The sequence below is a fragment of the Serratia rhizosphaerae genome (assembly GCF_009817885.1).
GTDB classification, from domain to species: domain Bacteria; phylum Pseudomonadota; class Gammaproteobacteria; order Enterobacterales; family Enterobacteriaceae; genus Serratia_B; species Serratia_B rhizosphaerae.
The window spans coordinates 4,243,435-4,259,675 of the sequence record NZ_CP041764.1 but is presented as its reverse complement, the minus strand read 5'-3'; the positions used below and the strand labels follow the sequence as shown (position 1 = coordinate 4,259,675).

General features: G+C 57.3%; 12 protein-coding genes. 2 read left to right on the top strand and 10 right to left on the bottom strand.

All coding sequences use genetic code 11. From position 1 onward, the window contains the following. Window position 1 precedes the first annotated feature (1 nt). The 9 genes from FO014_RS19715 to narU all read right to left on the bottom strand — a co-directional run bounded on the left by FO014_RS19715 (window position 2) and on the right by narU (window position 11,724). Window positions 2-907 (bottom strand): glycosyltransferase family 2 protein, encoded by a 906-nt coding sequence (locus FO014_RS19715; protein WP_160030752.1) that lies wholly within the window; start codon window positions 905-907, stop codon window positions 2-4. 84 nt (window positions 908-991) lie between these two features. Then, window positions 992-1,840 carry an ATP-grasp fold amidoligase family protein gene (locus FO014_RS19710; RefSeq protein ID WP_160030751.1) on the bottom strand — a complete coding sequence of 283 codons (849 nt, stop codon included), beginning with the start codon at window positions 1,838-1,840 and terminating at the stop codon, window positions 992-994. Beyond that, window positions 1,833-3,119, bottom strand: coding sequence for a flippase (locus FO014_RS19705; RefSeq protein ID WP_160030750.1), 1,287 nt, complete (start codon window positions 3,117-3,119; stop codon window positions 1,833-1,835). The genes FO014_RS19710 and FO014_RS19705 overlap by 8 nt, the downstream gene beginning before the upstream one ends. A gap of 4 nt (window positions 3,120-3,123) precedes the next feature. Next, the gene (locus tag FO014_RS19700) at window positions 3,124-5,310 is read right to left on the bottom strand and encodes a polysaccharide biosynthesis tyrosine autokinase (RefSeq protein WP_160030749.1); all 2,187 of its coding nucleotides are present in this window, start codon (window positions 5,308-5,310) and stop codon (window positions 3,124-3,126) included. Between the two features lie 28 nt (window positions 5,311-5,338). Then, a complete protein-coding gene (locus FO014_RS19695) occupies window positions 5,339-6,469 on the bottom strand; it encodes a polysaccharide export protein (RefSeq protein ID WP_160030748.1) in 1,131 nt (376 codons plus the stop codon). Window positions 6,470-6,489: 20 nt separating this feature from the next. Beyond that, the gene (gene wecA, locus FO014_RS19690; protein WP_160030747.1) at window positions 6,490-7,539 is read right to left on the bottom strand and encodes a UDP-N-acetylglucosamine--undecaprenyl-phosphate N-acetylglucosaminephosphotransferase; all 1,050 of its coding nucleotides are present in this window, start codon (window positions 7,537-7,539) and stop codon (window positions 6,490-6,492) included. A 74-nt stretch (window positions 7,540-7,613) separates the two neighbouring features. Next, the gene (locus FO014_RS19685; protein WP_160030746.1) at window positions 7,614-8,576 is read right to left on the bottom strand and encodes an NAD-dependent epimerase/dehydratase family protein; all 963 of its coding nucleotides are present in this window, start codon (window positions 8,574-8,576) and stop codon (window positions 7,614-7,616) included. A 175-nt stretch (window positions 8,577-8,751) separates the two neighbouring features. Then, complete coding sequence (locus FO014_RS19680; RefSeq protein WP_160030745.1) at window positions 8,752-9,654, bottom strand: transcriptional regulator; 903 nt, start codon at window positions 9,652-9,654, stop codon at window positions 8,752-8,754. Between the two features lie 675 nt (window positions 9,655-10,329). Further along, window positions 10,330-11,724: a nitrate/nitrite transporter NarU gene (gene narU, locus FO014_RS19675; protein WP_160030744.1), complete on the bottom strand. Its 1,395-nt coding sequence runs from the start codon at window positions 11,722-11,724 to the stop codon at window positions 10,330-10,332. Window positions 11,725-12,078: 354 nt separating this feature from the next. Here narU and narX point away from each other — a divergent pair, with 354 nt between their 5' ends. Together narX and narL are read left to right on the top strand one after the other, a co-directional pair. After that, a complete protein-coding gene (narX, locus tag FO014_RS19670) occupies window positions 12,079-13,845 on the top strand; it encodes a nitrate/nitrite two-component system sensor histidine kinase NarX (protein WP_160030743.1) in 1,767 nt (588 codons plus the stop codon). A 53-nt stretch (window positions 13,846-13,898) separates the two neighbouring features. Next, complete coding sequence (gene narL / locus FO014_RS19665) at window positions 13,899-14,558, top strand: two-component system response regulator NarL (RefSeq protein ID WP_111736911.1); 660 nt, start codon at window positions 13,899-13,901, stop codon at window positions 14,556-14,558. On the opposite strand, the gene FO014_RS19660 is transcribed toward narL, so the two are convergent. Then, window positions 14,551-16,035: a YchO/YchP family invasin gene (locus FO014_RS19660; RefSeq protein WP_105231539.1), complete on the bottom strand. Its 1,485-nt coding sequence runs from the start codon at window positions 16,033-16,035 to the stop codon at window positions 14,551-14,553. The genes narL and FO014_RS19660 overlap by 8 nt on opposite strands. Window positions 16,036-16,241: the final 206 nt, after the last annotated feature.

The window sequence follows — 16,241 nt, the reverse complement described above, 5'->3', positions numbered from 1 at the left end:
CTCACCTCCGAAAACCGTTGCGGGCATGGCGCAGCAGACGACCGCCCAGCGGAAACAGCCCCAGCCGCGTCAGACAGTCGCCGTACAGCTTGATCAATTTGAATTTGCCGCTCAGCGAATGCTGAAGAATGCGTGAGGAGTAATAGCTGAAAGCCTGCTGATTTTCACTGTAGAGGGAGGCCAGCAGATGTTTGCAGGCGAAGCCGCTGATATGCCGCTCGCTTGCGTGCAGGAATGCGTCGATAAACAGATCGCTGGCTTCCAGGTTCAGCCGCGCACTCATCCGGCTGGCGCGGTCAACGTCCAGATACACGCCGCCGCCGGCGTCGTGGGCAACCTGTGCCCCCAGATTAGTGGCGTTGACCAGAAATCCCCAGTCCTGATGCTTCGACAAAAATTCGGGAAACAAAAAGCGCCGGTCACTTTTTTTACGCATGCTGATGGTGGAAGAACGAATGTCGCCCATCTCCAGGAACAGAAAATCTTCCCCGGCGCTGCCGCTCTGATAATCGAAGGTGTAGTCGCGCACCGACACCCCGCTCACCTCGGCGTAATTGCCGAAAATAATGTCGATACTGACGTCTTCATGATGCTTCAGACGTCGGATAATGTAGTTAGTGGTGAAGTAGTCGTCAGCATCGAGAAAAAATACCACCTCCGCCTCCGCCAGCCGGACGCCCAGATTGCGCGATACCGCCGCATTGCTCTTTTGCTTCTTCTCATGCAGCATCACCTGACTGTGGGCGCAGGCGATCTGCCGCACCTGGGCGATATCAATCGCCTCCGAGCCGTCGTCCACCAGAATCACCTGATAGTCGAATCCCCGACAGGCGGCAAAAATGCGGGAGAGCGTCTTCGGTAAAAAGCCTGCGCTGTTATAAATCGGCATAACAATTGAGAAATCCATTTCTTACCTCAAGGATAATAGTAGGTAATCGCGTTTATCCGCAGTCACGGCGGACGTGGAGTAACGTCGAGGGCATGCCGTATGCTAGTCGATAAAATAGCCGCCCCATTCCTGTTCGATGCGCTCCGGCATCAGGCGGGATAAACCTGCGCCGGGCGTAAACGTCAGTTCGCCGAAATAGACCCGTTCCCCCACCTGATAAAAATCGACCCGCAGATAGGAAAACTGCTGCGCCGTCAGACGCGCCAGGCGCAGCATGTCCGCCAATTGCGACGGTGCAGCCAGGGGCTGCTCGGCGTTAGGCAGGACAAGGCGAATTTCCGTACGGTTCCACTGTTCATCGAAGATATCCCGCCGATGTTCGCCAAAGCGCTGGTAATCCACCTGAATAAAAATGCGAATCACACCCTCGCGGTTAAAACAGTGAAATTTGAGATCGTTCGGCACCTCGTCGTTTTCCAGCAACAGCCGTTCGACCATGATGCAGGGCTCAATATCGCGGTAGTGCCGCTCACGGCTTTGCTGATAAAAATTGGCGCGCATCCAGCGCCGGGTTTGATCGTATAGTTCGGCGTAGCTGACCTGTTCCTTGTCAAATACCAGCCGGTTATAACCGCTGCCGTGGTTGGCCTTAAGCACGAACTGGCGCGGCAGACGGCGAAAAACGTCATAACTCAGTTCCGCACCGTGCGCATACAGCTCAGTCAGATAAGCTTCTCCCCAGAGCCCGGCGATAAACTCACGCACCTTGTATTTATCCGACAGCATCGTGTAAATACCGCGTGGATAAATTTTACGCCGCATCAGCTTCTCGCTATAGCCGCGCGGGCGCGCCAGATGCGGCCACCGCTTAAAGTACATTGCATATTTCACCTGATGGTGCAGCGCATCAGGCAAGCACCGAACGATCCCTTTCAATAAACGATTAAGCATGCCGCCTCCTTAGCGTGCGAATGAAACGTGGCAGAGCGTAGTAACAGGTCAGCTGCAGGCGGACAATCTGCCCGCGGCGGAAAAAAGCGTTGAACACAAACAGGGAGAGAGATTCGGCCAGCAGCGTCGACAGCGCCGCGCCGGGCAGCCCGTAACGCGGGATCAGCACGGCGTTCATCACCACGTTGGCCAACGCCACCAGCGGCATCTTCAGCGCAATAAAACGATAGCCTGCCAGCAGCACCATGCTGCGGTAGGCCACCGTCCCCAGCACGGAAAACAGTGCGGTCAGCGTGCTCATCGCCAGGATACCGGCGGCCGGACGAAACGCATCACCGTACAGCCACGTCACCAGCGGCATGGCACAACCGGCCAGTATCAGCAATGCCGGCAGAGAAATCAGCAGCGCCAGCAGACACAGCAGACGGATGCGGTACTCCCGCTCCGGGCCGGCGGCGCAGCGGGCAATCCCCGGCATCAGCGATGTCACCAGCGCCAGCGGAATAAAGATCCAGCCCTGGCCCAGCGTCACGGCGGCGCTGTACCAGCCCACCGCCTGCGGCCCGAGCAGATTTCCGAGCATAATTTGATCGATGCGGGTGTAGATGACGATCGACAGCCCGGCGGCGGCCAGCGGCAGGCCGACGCGCAGCAGGTAACGGTCATAGCGCCGCGCCGCGCGCGCGCTATGCGGCGCCGGCGGCGATGGTTCACGACGGAACAGCCACAGACGCGTCAGATACGGCAGCGCGCTGGCGATAAGATACGGCACGGCAAACCATACCAGCGGCAGCGCCGCGCCGATCAGCGCCAGCCGCAGCACGATCGCCAACGCTAACGCCAGATTGTTAATCAGCGTATTACGCTTCGCCTGCAGCCGGGCATCGTAGTAAATCTTGTAAACATCCTGGACGGAAAAATAGGCGCTCGCCAACAGCAGCGTACTCATCCAGGTCTGCGGCGCCGGGTGATGGTAAACGCTCCATAGCCACAGCGGCAGCGCCAGCAGTAAAAACAACCGCCGACGCAGGCGCATGGAGGCGATCATCAGCCGGACGCCGCTGGCGCGGCGGCGGGCGACGCGGTTGAAGATCACGCTGTCGGCCCCCAACTGCGCCAGCGGCACCACAATGGCGATTGTCGCCAGCAGGTAGTTCAGCATGCCGAACTGCGCCGGCCCCAGGTAACGCGCCACATAGACGGAGACGAACACCCCCGAGAGACTGAGCGATACCCGCTCCAACATCAGCCAGAACGCATTGTGCAAAATCGCTTTCATACGGCTAGGTCCTGTGCACCGCATCGCCCTCTTCACGGTGGCTAGGGTAGGCGAAGTTGTAATAGCCGACATCGGTAACGGCTTTTTTCACCACGCCGTTAAGAATCACGCCTTTGACGGATACGCCGTTTTGTTCAAAACGGCGCAGACTGGTTTCAACCTGTTTAAGGCTGTTAACTGCAAAACGCACCACCATCAATGACGTTCCCGCATGATGGCCAATAATCGCCGCATCGGTAACCGCCAGGATCGGCGGCGTATCGATCAGCACGATGTCGTAACGCTGCCCCGCCCAACGTAAAAAGTCCGTAAAACGCGGGTGCATCAGCAGTTCGGAAGGATTCGGCGGCACCTGCCCGCGCGGGACAAAATCCAGATTGGCCAGCGCCGTGGTGCGCACCGCCAGGCTCGGCTCAGTGCGGCCGACCAGCACGTCGGACAGCCCCCGCTGCGCGTCATTACTCAGCCAGCGGTGCAAAAAACCCTTGCGCATATCGCCATCAATCAGCAATACCCGCTGGCCGGCCTGAGCCAACACCACCGCCAGATTGATGCTGGCGAAACTTTTCCCGCTGGCCGGGCTGGCGCCGGACACCATCAGAATATTGTTGCTCGCTTCCGTCATGGCGAAATGCAAACTGGTGCGCAGGCTGCGGAGCGCTTCGACGGCCAAATCTTCAGGCTGTTCCTGCGCCAATATCGGCAGCCGCTCACCGCCGCCGCGCGCCAGCAACAGCCGCTGGCTGCGGTTGCGTTTTGTCTGCCATAAAGACAGCGGCACCGTGGCATACACATTGATACCGCGTTTCTCCAGCGCAGCAGTATCGCCAATTCCCCGATGGAAGGCGCTGCGCAGCAAAATTACCGCAGCGGTAATCGTCGCGCCGCTGAGCAATGCCAGTATGACGATCAGTATTTTCTGCGGTTTTACCGGCTTAATCGTCGTTTCCGCCGCATCGATAATGCGAATGTTCCCTACCGTGCCCGCCTTACTGATGTTCAGTTCCTGCTGTTTATTCATCAACTGCATATACACCTGCTGATCAACCTGCACATCACGCGTCAGCCGCAGCACCTCCTGCTGGGTTTTCGGCAGGTTCTGTACCTGCTTGCCCAGGCGCGCTTTCTCCTGCTCCAGCGTGGCGCGCTTTTCCAGCAGGGCGCGATAGGCCGGATGCACTCGGGTATACAGTTTGGATATCTCCGACTCTTTGAAGGTCAGTTCGTTAAGCTGCGCCTCCAGCTGCACCAGCGTATCCAGCACCGACTTGGCCTCCAGCGACAGGTCCACCGAGTCATTCTGCTGACGAAACTGATTCAGCCGGTTTTCCGCCTGGTTCAGCGAAGATTGGGTCTGCGGCAGTTGGCGCGCCAGAAAAGCCAGCATCCGCTGGGCCTCTTCAGTTTTACGATCGATATTCTGCTGCAGGTAATTCTCGGTGATGCTCTGCAGAACCCGTCTGGCGCGCTGCGGATCTTCGCTCTCCAGTTTAAAGGTCATGATGCCGCTCTCTTTGCCCGCCAGCGCGATGCTCAGATTACGGCGCAGATCGTCAATGGCCTGCTGACGCGCCAGCTTCACAACGCGGAACGTGGCGCCCGGCTCAGCGGACAGCATCGTCACGCGCAGACGCCATGCGCCGTCCTGCAGCGTCTCCCCCGCCCGCCCGCGCAGCAGCGCCCGCCCGTCCTGGCTCAGGGTAAAGTGCTGGCTCTCATGCACGCTTAAGGTCAGGGGTTTACCCTGCATGTCCGCCGGCACCGCCAGTTCGGCTATCGACAACTGCGGGGCCGCCTTGCCCAGCAAGCGCGTCACGCCTTTGCCCACCAGCGGGAAAGCGTCTGCGCTGACGCGCACCGTCAGTCCCTGGCTGTCCACGGTTTTTCCCAGCACATAGCGGGAGTTGACCAGCGCAATTTCATCCTGCGTAGCGGAAAACTGCTCGCCGGCATTATCCAGCGATTGGCGCAGCAGCGACGCGCCGGTGGTCGGCTGTTCCACCTGCGCCATCGCCGTCGCTTCATAGATCGGCGTCGCCAGCAGTGCGTACAACAGCCCCAGCAACGCCGCCAAGACGGTCGCCAGCGCCAGACGCCAACGGTTGTCCCACAGCGGGCCGATCAGACGCTCCCACTCCAGTTTTTCTTCCACATCGGCCGCCGCGCCGGGTTGCACACTATTTTTTATCATCGCTGATCCTTGCATCACCCTTTACCCCTTACCAGTTACGCAGCCGCAACGTGGCTTCGCTCAGATCGTTCAAACCGGAAATGGTCGGCACCAGTTGGCTAATCAGTCGGTTCCAGCGCGTCACCGCCGCCGCGGTGACATACACCACGTCGTACGGCTGCAGTTGAAACTCCGTGCCCATTGCCAGCGCGGTGGCGTCCGACAGGTCAAACTGGTACAGCGCCGCCAACGCGTCGCCGTCCTTGTCACGACCGGGGCGGATAACGAATACTCCGGTGGCGTCCGCCAGCGTTTGACTGATGCCGCCGGCGTTGCCCAGCGCTTCGGTCAATGTCATGCCGCTGCGGTCCAGCTTCAAAGTGGCCTGCCTGCCCACTTCGCCCATCACAAATACTTTCTGGTCGTCGTTGCGCGGCACATAGAGAATATCCCCCGCCGTCAGCGGCAGGTTCTGGCTCAGATCGCCGTACTGCATCAACGCCTGTAACGAGATCGCCTGCTCTTTCCCCTGATGCGTTACCGTGACATTGCGCCAGTCTGCAGACTCGGTCAGCCCGCCAGCAGCGTTAATCGCATCCAACACCGTCAGCGGCACATTGGTGATCGGCTGCTGGCCGGAGAGGTTGACTTCGCCGGTGACATACGCTTTTTGCGAACGAAAGGCGGCAATATTGACGCCCACCTGCGGATTTTCGACCACCTCCGCCAGCCGGGCGGCGATCAGACTGCGGACTTCCTCAAGGGTTTTCCCCACCACCTGCAACTTGCCGATATACGGATAAAAAATGCTGCCGTCGGTATGCACCCAGTTACCGGTATCGCTGGCGCTGCGGTACTGCCCGGCCGGCGTGGTCAACTCCGGGTGGTCCCACACCGTGACGTTCAGCACGTCGCCGATGCCAATGCGGTACTGATACTGTTGCCGGAACAGTTCCAACTGCGGATTCGGCTGCGCCGACGGCGCCGCCCGCCGCATTTTGGCCAGTAGCATCGGCGTCATACGGTATACTGCCACCCTCGGCGTCAAGGCGCCGGCATCGTCCGCCGACGTCACCTTATGCTTACCCGCCGTCGGCAAGTGGGAACCAGGAAACAGACTACAACTGCCCAGCAACACGGCGGATAACGCCAGCGCCAGACGGGGAAAAGCACTATTCATGCAAGCATCCTGCTACAAAATTAACGATCGGCAGCCGGTGAACCGGACGCCATCCTTGTCCGCCGCGGCTCGCGCCCCAGCAGGAAATAACCGCCGGAACACAGCAAAAATGCCGCCAGCATCAAATTTTCCTGTAACGCCAACAGCTCGCCAAACAGGCCGAAAGCAGCCAGCACCATAGCCAGCAGTCCGCTTATCGCCAAAGCCTGGCGGGCGCTGAAGCCGCGGCGAATCAGAACGTGGTGCAGATGATCGCGGTCGGCGCGAAACGGGCTACGACGCCGGACGATACGGCGCAGCATCACACTCGCCATATCCATCAGCGGCACGGCGATCAGCCACAGCGCGCCGACCGGACGCATCACCGCGTCCTCCCCCTGCGTCGCGGTCAGCAACAGCCACAGCACGGTAAATCCCATCACCATGCTGCCGGCATCGCCCATGAAAATTTGATAGCGGCGCCCCAAGACGCCAAGGTTAAACAGCAGATAAGCCGCCAGGGTGGCGATCAGACTCAGACACCAGAGCACGGCGGCCAGATGCCCGTCCAGGGCGAACAGCGCGGCCAGACCGGCGAGGGTCACGCAGCACAGCATGCCTAACTGGCCATCAATGCCGTCGACCATGTTGTAAGCGTTGATAGCGCCCCATACCGCCAGCGGCGTCATCAGCAGGGCGCCATAGCCAAGCTGCACTGCGTCATCCCCCCACAGATGCCCCAGAGAGGAGAGCTGCATACCGGCCACCAGCATCATTACCAGCGCCAGCCCGCCCTGCACCGTCATACGCGGCGCGACCGGCAGTTCAAAACGGTCATCCAGCATGCCCAGCAGCAGCAATGCCGTCACGCAACCCAGGTAGACCGCCATATGCGGTATGCCATCCGGCTGCCGGAACGAAAACAGCACCACCGACAGATAGATCGCGATGCCGCCGCTCAGCGGGATATGCCCCTGATGCTGTTTGCGGACGCTGGGCTTATCAATCAGCGCCAGTTTTACGGCGATGACCCTGGCGATAGCCATCAGCAGCAGCGCCAAAAAAAATATCACTCCCAGTTGATAAAGCATCGTCCCTCCTTGTCCAAAGCGGCACGTTGCGCAGCGCTCCTGATAGATATACCGGACGCCCGCGCCCTGTTGCGTTAACGCGCGCGAAACTCATGCCTGATGGTTTTGGCAATCGCCTCATCCAACGCCACCGGCGCGACAAAATCGCTGCGTACGTCGCTCCTGAACTGTGTCCTGGCGCAAAACTTCGCCACGCGCACACGGCTGACAGGAAATTGGCGCCGGGTTATTTTACTCATCAGGTCTAACGCGCCGGCGCCGCACAGGCCAAGCCAATAGGGAATGCGCAGCGGCTTGTTATCTTTACCCAACGAAGCAGATACCGTGGTCACCAGCTGATTCATGGTTAAGTCAGGTTTATCAACATAATTGCAGACCTGATAAGCCGCCTGCTGATCGAGTGCGTATTCCAACCGGGCGGCAATATTTTCGACATAGGCCATCGACTTGAAATTATTCCCGCTGCCGATCATGACAAATCGTCCGCCGGCAATTTGACGCAGCAGGTTATAAACGTTGCCGCGATTGCCTTCGCCAAATACCACCGTCGGCCGGATTATCGTCAATTTGTTGTTCTTATCCGCCTTGCGCCAGGCTTCATAAACATATTCCGCTTCCAGTTTGGATTTGCCGTAGTGGTTAAAAGGATCAAAGGCGCCGTCTTCGCCGGTTTCCTGCTGAACAAAACCATAGACGGCCACCGAAGAGGTAAAGATCATCTGACGGATGCCTAGCGCCGCGGCCTGTTGGCAAAGATGGCGCGCCCCCTCCACATTCACCTGATAGTAAAGCGAAGTGGGCAGCACATTATCCCGGTGCTCCGCCGCCAGATTGATCACCGCATCACACCCCTCCAGCGCGGCACGCAGCGTTTGCGGCTGCGTTATATCACCGTATTGATAAAATTCGGGGTACGCTTCACTCGGATTTTTATCAATAATACGCAGCGTGAGATCGCTGCGCGAACGCAGACGTTTAACCAACCGCGTACCGATAAAACCAGAACCGCCGATAATAGCTACTTTACGCTCATCCATAATATTCACTCAGCCTGTTATCTTTATTTCCGTCAACTAACGAGGGCAAAAATCCAATAGCAATCAGCTATCCTTTACAGACTGAACAAATTAATATCCCCTTTCAAATAAGAAAAAATAAAATAGCGAACATTGCGCCAGATGAAACAAGACTCAAAGTGAAATTTATCTCTATTTAATTCTCTTTTTCGGGGGGAACAAATGCGCTCATCAAATGCTCCGGCAGGATAAGCTGAATTTCGCCACGCTCTTTGATTTCATCGTCACGGTATTGCTGCTGAAACTGTCCCTTCTTGGGATCGATACATTCAATCGTCACCTGCAACGACTTATCTCTCTGATACATGCACAACAGCGAGTGCAGCGAAGGCGCATCGGGATGGTCGGCACTGCCGAGCTTTAAGGTCAACAGTACCCGCGCCGGATGGTGTAGGCGATTCTCCCCAGCGGGGGAATGCATCTGGCCGCCCAGATGAAAGAAGATATTTGCAATCACCGCAAATAACGCCAGCAAGGATACCCATTTGACGCCGCGAATCATCCACGGAGAAAATCGACCAGATCGTTTCTTCGTCGCAGTAAACGGTTGCCTATGCCACAGAGAGAGCCGGGATGCTATTTTCTCCTGCGCCATACCCGGCTCGCGCGCAATGTTTATTTCCGCCAATTCAGAAACACTTCCCTGCAATGAACTTTCAGATGATTCCTGTTGAATATCATCGGAAACCAAAAGACCTGAATTCAAAATAGGTTCTTCATCATGGCTGTCATCGCTAAGAAAATTAAATATTGCGCGATTTTCAACCTTGTAACCTAAGCGAGGGATAGTTCTGATAATGGTATGCTCGCTGTCGCCAATCTTTTGACGAATAGATTTAATTGTCTGATTTATCGTCGAATCAGAACAATAGGTGCCTTTCCAGATGCTTTCTATAATTTCCGTCCGGGTCACCAGCTCAGGAGAATTGGCGACCAACAGAGAGAGTATTTGATACTCCTTCCAACGTAGACGGGTGCTTTTCCTGGAAGGGATCAATACATTGAGATTCCTGATCGTTATTCTTTTATCGAGATTCACGTTAATTTCCTTAATGAGCCCACTCCTGCACGCGTGGTATAGAAATAAGAAAAAACGACCAAGAAATCAAATGTAAACTCAACAAGTTGACAAATTTATATTTTCACCTATATGAAAAAATAATTTCACTTATGACATCAATACATTTCCATATAATTTTAACGCCTGTCTCATGCGGCCTTAAAAATCTCAACCCTGTGTAGAAAAGCCTTAAAAAAATAACTTCAATTTATTGAATTTAAAAGAAAAAGTAAAAAACAAGCCGATGTTCAGACCGACAGTAAAATTGTAAAATTTCATTCTGAAATGAACAAGAAAACATATTTAAAAAACAGGTTTCAACTTAATCCTATTGTAAGTCTGGCATAGATAGTGGCATGGAGAAAGAATGAGACTAATCTCATTGAACGAATGGAGGACAATTAAATTAAAATAAAAAACACTGGGATGGTAATGCAACAAAGATGTTACAGGGAGTGAGATGTGAGAATCATTAGCGTAAATAACTTAATATTCAATGCCGTATTAAATATCGTAATCAACCATTGGGTGAAGGCGTATGTTTTATTAGGAAACTTACCTACGCGGCTATTTAAATCGTTTGAAATTACAGGTTTTAGTCCGATGCGTGCAGGTATCTCTCTTAACGCAGAGATACCTGCAGAGAAATACGTATTACCCGCGAGCCTTACGTCCGTATACCAACCAGGTAATCACCACACAAAGGATATAAAATACCAGGAAGATTTTCATCGCCCCGGCCGGCGAACCGGTCATCGCCAGTGAGGTTCCGAAGGCTTTGGGGATGAAGAACCCACCGATCGCACCAATCGCGGAGATAAACCCTAGTGCGGCGGCAGTATCGGTCACCGCTTCGCGCTGCGCCTCTTCGTCGCTGCCGCCGGCGTCCTTGACGCGATCAACGGTAATTTTACGGAAAATGACCGCGATCATCTGGAAAGTAGAGCCGCTGCCCAGCCCCGCCGTCAGAAACAGCAGCATAAAGACGCCATAAAAGGCGATAAAGGAGCCGGATGAACCGGCGCCCGGCAGCGTCAGGAACAACAGCCCGGCAAACAGCGCCATCAGCACGAAGTTGATCAGCGTTACGCGGACACCGCCGAAACGGTCCGACAGTGCACCGCCGACCGGGCGCGCCAACGCGCCGAGGAACGGGCCGAAGAAGGCGTAATGCAGGATCACCACATCCGGGAACTGGGTTTTCGACAGCATGGCGAAACCGGCGGAAAAACCGATGAAAGAGCCGAATGTAGACAGGTACAACAAACTGAGCAACCACAGGTGTCCGCGTTTCAGCACCGGCAGCTGCTGGCTCAGCGACGCTTTGGAGGCAGCCAGGTCGTTCATGCCGAACCAGGCCGCCAGCGTGGCGATCAGTAAAAACGGCACCCAGATCCAGGCGGCGTTCTCCAGCCACAGCTGGCTGCCGTCCGGCTGCGGGTGACCGCTGCCGCCAAACAGACCGAACATCCCCAGCGTAATCACCAACGGAGCCACCAGCTGCATTACGCTGACACCGAGGTTGCCCAGGCCGCCGTTCAGCCCCAACGCGCCGCCCTGCCTCGCTTTAGGGAAGAAGAAGCTGATATTCGCCATACTGGAGGCGAAGTTGGCGCCGCCGAAGCCGCACAGCAGCGCAATAATGACAAAAATATGGAAAGGTGTGGCGGGATCCTGCACCACGACGCCCAACCACAGGCAGGGTGCGATCAGCAGACAGGTGCTGATCGCCGTCCAGCGGCGGCCGCCGAAAATCGGTATCACGAAGGAGTAAGGCACGCGCATAATCGCGCCGGATACCGAGGGCAAAGCGGTCAGCATAAACAGCTGCTCGGTGGTGAAGTTGAAGCCGACCTTATTCAGGTTGACGGCAACGGCGCTGAACAACATCCAGACGCAGAAGCCCAGAAGCAGACAGGGAATCGAGATCCACAGGTTGCGGTTGGCGATACGCTGCCCCCGCTGCTGCCAAAACTCACTGTCTTCGGGTCGCCAGTCCTGAATAACCGCGCTCGTTTTTTTGTTTGATGACGTTGCTATGTGCGACATAAATAACCTCGAAAGCACGCTGATAATTGCATCCACCCTAGAGTTCCGCCCATAGAGCAAAGTTGACATAAATCAAGCCGGGTGCAGGTAGCCGTCGCCGCAAAATGCCCCCAACTCTATTAGGGAGTAAACTTCAGATCGTTTAAATAATTTTTATATTCAATCAGATAGACATTAGCCAATGCGCAGAAAAGTTGGCATACCGGAGGCAGGGAAACTAATGGTTACTTCGTTATAGGTATGGGGTTATCTGCAGGGATAATGAAAAATAGCGCCAAATTGTTATCGGAACGGCTCGCCCGTCTTCCGATTGTTCCTCACTTCGCCGTCGTCGTTTTCAGGAATCTGCGCCGTATGAAATCATTACTGGCTCCGCTCTCCATCGTTAATCAGGTCGCCGTGCTGATGCTGCTGCTGGCGCTGCTTGGCATCGGCGGCATGAGCATCTCCGCCTGGATGGCGCAAAGCATTCAGGGCAATGCACATGCCATCAACAAGGCGGGATCGCTGCGTATGCAGAGCTATCGTCTGCTGGCATCGTTACCGCTGGATGCGCGCAGCGAGGAGCTGATTGCTGAACTCAGCCGCGATGCCGACAGCGAGGATTTACAACGTTCGGTGGCGCAGGAAGGACTGACGCCGCAATTTTATGCGCTGCGCGATTACTGGCAGCACACGCTGCAGCCCCGGCTACGCCAGGCGCGGCAGCCTGCTGACGCCGCCGCGCAGGTGGCGCACTTCGTCGGCCTGCTGGACGCGCTGGTATCGGATATTGATCATCAGACCGAACGCCGGCTGCTGGCGGCAACGCTGGTGCAGTGGGTGTTCATCGCTCTGACGCTGCTGCTGCTGGCCGTCACCGTCTGCTACCTGCGGCAACGGCTGCTGCACCCTTGGCGCCAGTTGGTCACCCTGGCGATGGCGGTCGGGCGCGGCGATTTCAGCCAGCGCTTCCCCCAACGCGGGCGGCAGGATGAAATGGCCTCGCTCGGCGGCGCCTTGAATAGCATGTCGGATGAATTGTCCAACATGTACACGCGGCTGGAGCAGCGCGTGGCGGAAAAAACCGCCGATCTGCAGCAAAAAAATCAGGTTCTGCGCTTTCTTTATCACGCCAGCCGACAGTTGCATACCAGCGACCCGATGTGCAGCCGGCTGATGCCGGTGCTCAGCCAGCTGCAAACCCTGACGCCGCTGCGCGCCATACAGGTCAGGCTGTACGAAAACAACAGCCAGGAGCAGTTTCAACAGCTCAGCAGCCAGGAACCGCTACGCCCGGAGCACTGCCACAATCCGGCCTGCCGCGCCTGCCTGAGTGACAACATCATGGCGGATGAAGGGCCGACGCTCAGCTGGAGCCTGAGCGATAAGCTGGGCAACTACGGCCTCTTGCTGGCGCAAAGCCGGCAGCCGCTGAACGACGAACACCGGCAATTGGTCGGCACGCTGGTTGAACAACTGACCAGCGTGCTGGCGATCGAACGGCAGGTCGATCATCAGCAGCAATTGATCCTGATGGAAGAGCGCGCCGCTATCGCCCGTGAGCTGCACGATTCGATCGCCCAGTCCCTGTCGTGTCTGAAGATGCAGACCAGCTGCCTGCAGATGCAGGGCGCGACCCTGCCGGCCGACAGCCTGATGCTGGTGCAGCAGATGCGTGAAGAGCTGAACACCGCCTACCGCCAGCTGCGCGAGCTGCTGACCACCTTCCGGCTGCAGCTGAGCGAACCGGGCCTGCTGGCGGCGCTGCAGAGCACGGTGCGGGAGTTCAACGCGCGCCTCGGCATCGACATCGCGCTGGATTATCAGCTCGGGCCGCGCACCGTCCCGGCTTATCAGGCCATCCACCTGCTGCAAATCGCCCGCGAGGCGCTGAGTAATATTCACAAACACGCCAAGGCGACGGAAGTCCGCATTCAGGTCATCAACCGTCAGGGGGAAGTGACGCTGACCGTCAGCGATAACGGCTGCGGACTGCCGCCCAACAGCGAACGCCCCGACCATTACGGGCTGATTATCATGCGCGATCGCGCCAAAAACCTGCACGGCCGCTGTGAGATCGTCTCCGGAGACGCAGGCGGAACAACGGTCAGCGTGGTATTCCGCCCGGAGATCCCCTGATATATCAGGGAATAGCGCCGGTCGCCGGCCATTGAACATTTACAGGAGAAGTTATGACCACCGAAACTGAAGGTGCCGCCACCATACTGCTGATTGACGATCACCCCATGCTGCGCAACGGCGTCAAACAGTTAATCAGCATGGATTCCCGCTTGCAGGTCATCGCCGAAGCCAGTAACGGCGCGCAGGGCGTTGAGCTGGCGGAACAGTTTGACCCGGATCTGATCCTGCTGGATTTGAATATGCCCGGCATGAACGGGCTGGAAACCCTCGACCAGCTGCGGCTGACCGCCCTGTCCGGCCGGGTGGTGGTGTTCAGCGTCTCCAATCACGAAGACGACGTCGTCAGCGCGCTCAAACGCGGCGCCGACGGCTATTTGCTGAAAGATATGGAGCCGGAAGTCCTGCTGAAGGCGCTGCATCAGGCCGCCGCCGGGCAGATGGTGCTGAGCGAAACCCTAACGCCGATCCTGGCCGCCAGCCTGCGCGACAACCGTCCGGCCGCCGAACGCGATATCCAGCAGCTGACCCCGCGCGAGCGCGATATTCTGAAGCTGATCGCCCAGGGTTTACCGAACAAACTGATCGCCCGCAAACTGATGATCACCGAAAGCACGGTGAAAGTGCACGTCAAACACCTGTTGAAAAAGATGAAGCTAAAATCCCGCGTCGAGGCCGCCGTATGGGTGCTGCAGGGAAAAACCGTCAGTTAAGCGCCGGCACCTGCGGCGTCTGCAGCATTTTCGGCTCGGACAGTTCGTCTTCCCGGCCGCCGCCGGCGCTCAGCGGCGGCGTCAGCTGCAGCGTGATCCAGTTGGAAGTCACGCGCTGCTGTTTTTCATCTTCCAGCGTCACCGACAGCCGGTAACGGTTTTCCGCTCCCGGCGTATCGTCCCAGGCCGGCATAATCACACTCCAGCCGTGCGGATCGGTATTGTTGCGCGGCGGCGTCAGACTCAGGGTTTGGGTATCGCCCTGCCAGCTGACACGGGTAATTTTGTTGCTGGCGCGAATATCCACCACCAGCTGCAGCGTTTCCCCCGGCTGCAGGTTCCACGGCGGCGTCGCCAAAAATACCTGCAGCGTCTTGCGTTGTTTAAACTCCAGCACCGGCACGCTGTTGCGTTCGATCGGATCGTAGCGGCTGCCGCGCAGCGACTTGGCCTGCGCCACGTATTCCGGCGAGATCTGCTTCGACAACGGCACGCCGAAACGGTAATTGACCGACAGCTCCACCCTGTCTTGCGTTTCACCGCCGTCGCCCAGCTTGTGCTGCGCCTTCAGCGTCATCAGCGGCACCGGCGTATAGTTCAGCCCCAGCTGCATGGCGCGCGGATCGCGCTGTTTATTGCCGCTGCCGAACAGGTCGACATTGTCGCCGAGATACTGCTCATAGCTCAGCGTAGCGCCAAGCTGGCGGTAAAACGGCAGATAACCCTGGGTGGTAATATCATAGCCGCGCGCCGGACGGCTGAGGAAAACGCCGTCGCTTTGCTGCTCACGCATCGCCGAAAGCGGCTGATAGTAATTGGCGGAAAAACGCAGGTAATCCCCCCAGGCTTCGGCGCCGACGCTGGCGCGGTTGCGCTGGTTCTCCAGATCGCTGTCAAACACCGTGTTGTAGCCCAGCAGCCAGTCACCGCTGACCCAGCGCTGACCCAGCCCCAGATTGGCCAATGAACTGTCGGTGCGCTGCTGGAAACCGAGCTGGCTGTAGGTCAGCAGACCGTTAACATCGTACAGCGGGCTGAACAGTTGCCCTTTACTGCCGGAAAAGTCGCCGTCCGAAGTCAGCGCCAGCGAGACATTCGCCGTTCCCAGCGGCGACAGCAGTTCCTGCGCCTGCTGCTGCAGCAGACCGGTCGCCTGGCCGATGGCGTAGTTCTCCGCCTGGGTGCGCAGTTGCTCCCTCGACACCTTATTCAGGTTACTCTCACCAAAGGATTTGGCCTTGGTCGCCCACTCTTTTTCCCGCGCGCTTTCCAGCAGCGTGCTGCCGCCCAGCTCCGGCAGGTCGGCGGCGGCGTTTTTATTCCGGTTCACCACGGAGTCGGGCGCCGGCGGCGACTCTGCCGCAACAGGCAAGATGGGAAGCAGAGGAACTAACAGACACAGCAGCGAAACCCGGCGGGCCGCACTGCCGTCAGCGATAGGTCTAACTTTGCGGAAATGTTGAATCAAAACTGCCATTAAACTCGCACCACGTCCCCGTCCACGGGAGAGGGTAAACTCAATTTTTGCTACGGTTACTCCGAACCGCAGACAGCCAAAGATGTATTCACTATAGCACAGGCCCGCGCCCGTTATCCGTGAGTCGCCGGGGTAAACGACGATACCGCAGCATAGTCCGTAGCCCCCAGAAAACAATCAGATAAAACTCAATCGGCAATGGCATG

Coding starts and splice junctions, on each gene's coding strand:
- FO014_RS19715 (WP_160030752.1), bottom strand. CDS start 907: ATGGATTTCTCAATTGTTATGCCGATTTATAACAGCGCAGGCTTTTTA.
- FO014_RS19710 (WP_160030751.1), bottom strand. CDS start 1,840: ATGCTTAATCGTTTATTGAAAGGGATCGTTCGGTGCTTGCCTGATGCG.
- FO014_RS19705 (WP_160030750.1), bottom strand. CDS start 3,119: ATGAAAGCGATTTTGCACAATGCGTTCTGGCTGATGTTGGAGCGGGTA.
- FO014_RS19700 (WP_160030749.1), bottom strand. CDS start 5,310: ATGATAAAAAATAGTGTGCAACCCGGCGCGGCGGCCGATGTGGAAGAA.
- FO014_RS19695 (WP_160030748.1), bottom strand. CDS start 6,469: ATGAATAGTGCTTTTCCCCGTCTGGCGCTGGCGTTATCCGCCGTGTTG.
- wecA (WP_160030747.1), bottom strand. CDS start 7,539: ATGCTTTATCAACTGGGAGTGATATTTTTTTTGGCGCTGCTGCTGATG.
- FO014_RS19685 (WP_160030746.1), bottom strand. CDS start 8,576: ATGGATGAGCGTAAAGTAGCTATTATCGGCGGTTCTGGTTTTATCGGT.
- narU (WP_160030744.1), bottom strand. CDS start 11,724: ATGTCGCACATAGCAACGTCATCAAACAAAAAAACGAGCGCGGTTATT.
- narX (WP_160030743.1), top strand. CDS start 12,079: ATGAAATCATTACTGGCTCCGCTCTCCATCGTTAATCAGGTCGCCGTG.
- narL (WP_111736911.1), top strand. CDS start 13,899: ATGACCACCGAAACTGAAGGTGCCGCCACCATACTGCTGATTGACGAT.
- FO014_RS19660 (WP_105231539.1), bottom strand. CDS start 16,035: ATGGCAGTTTTGATTCAACATTTCCGCAAAGTTAGACCTATCGCTGAC.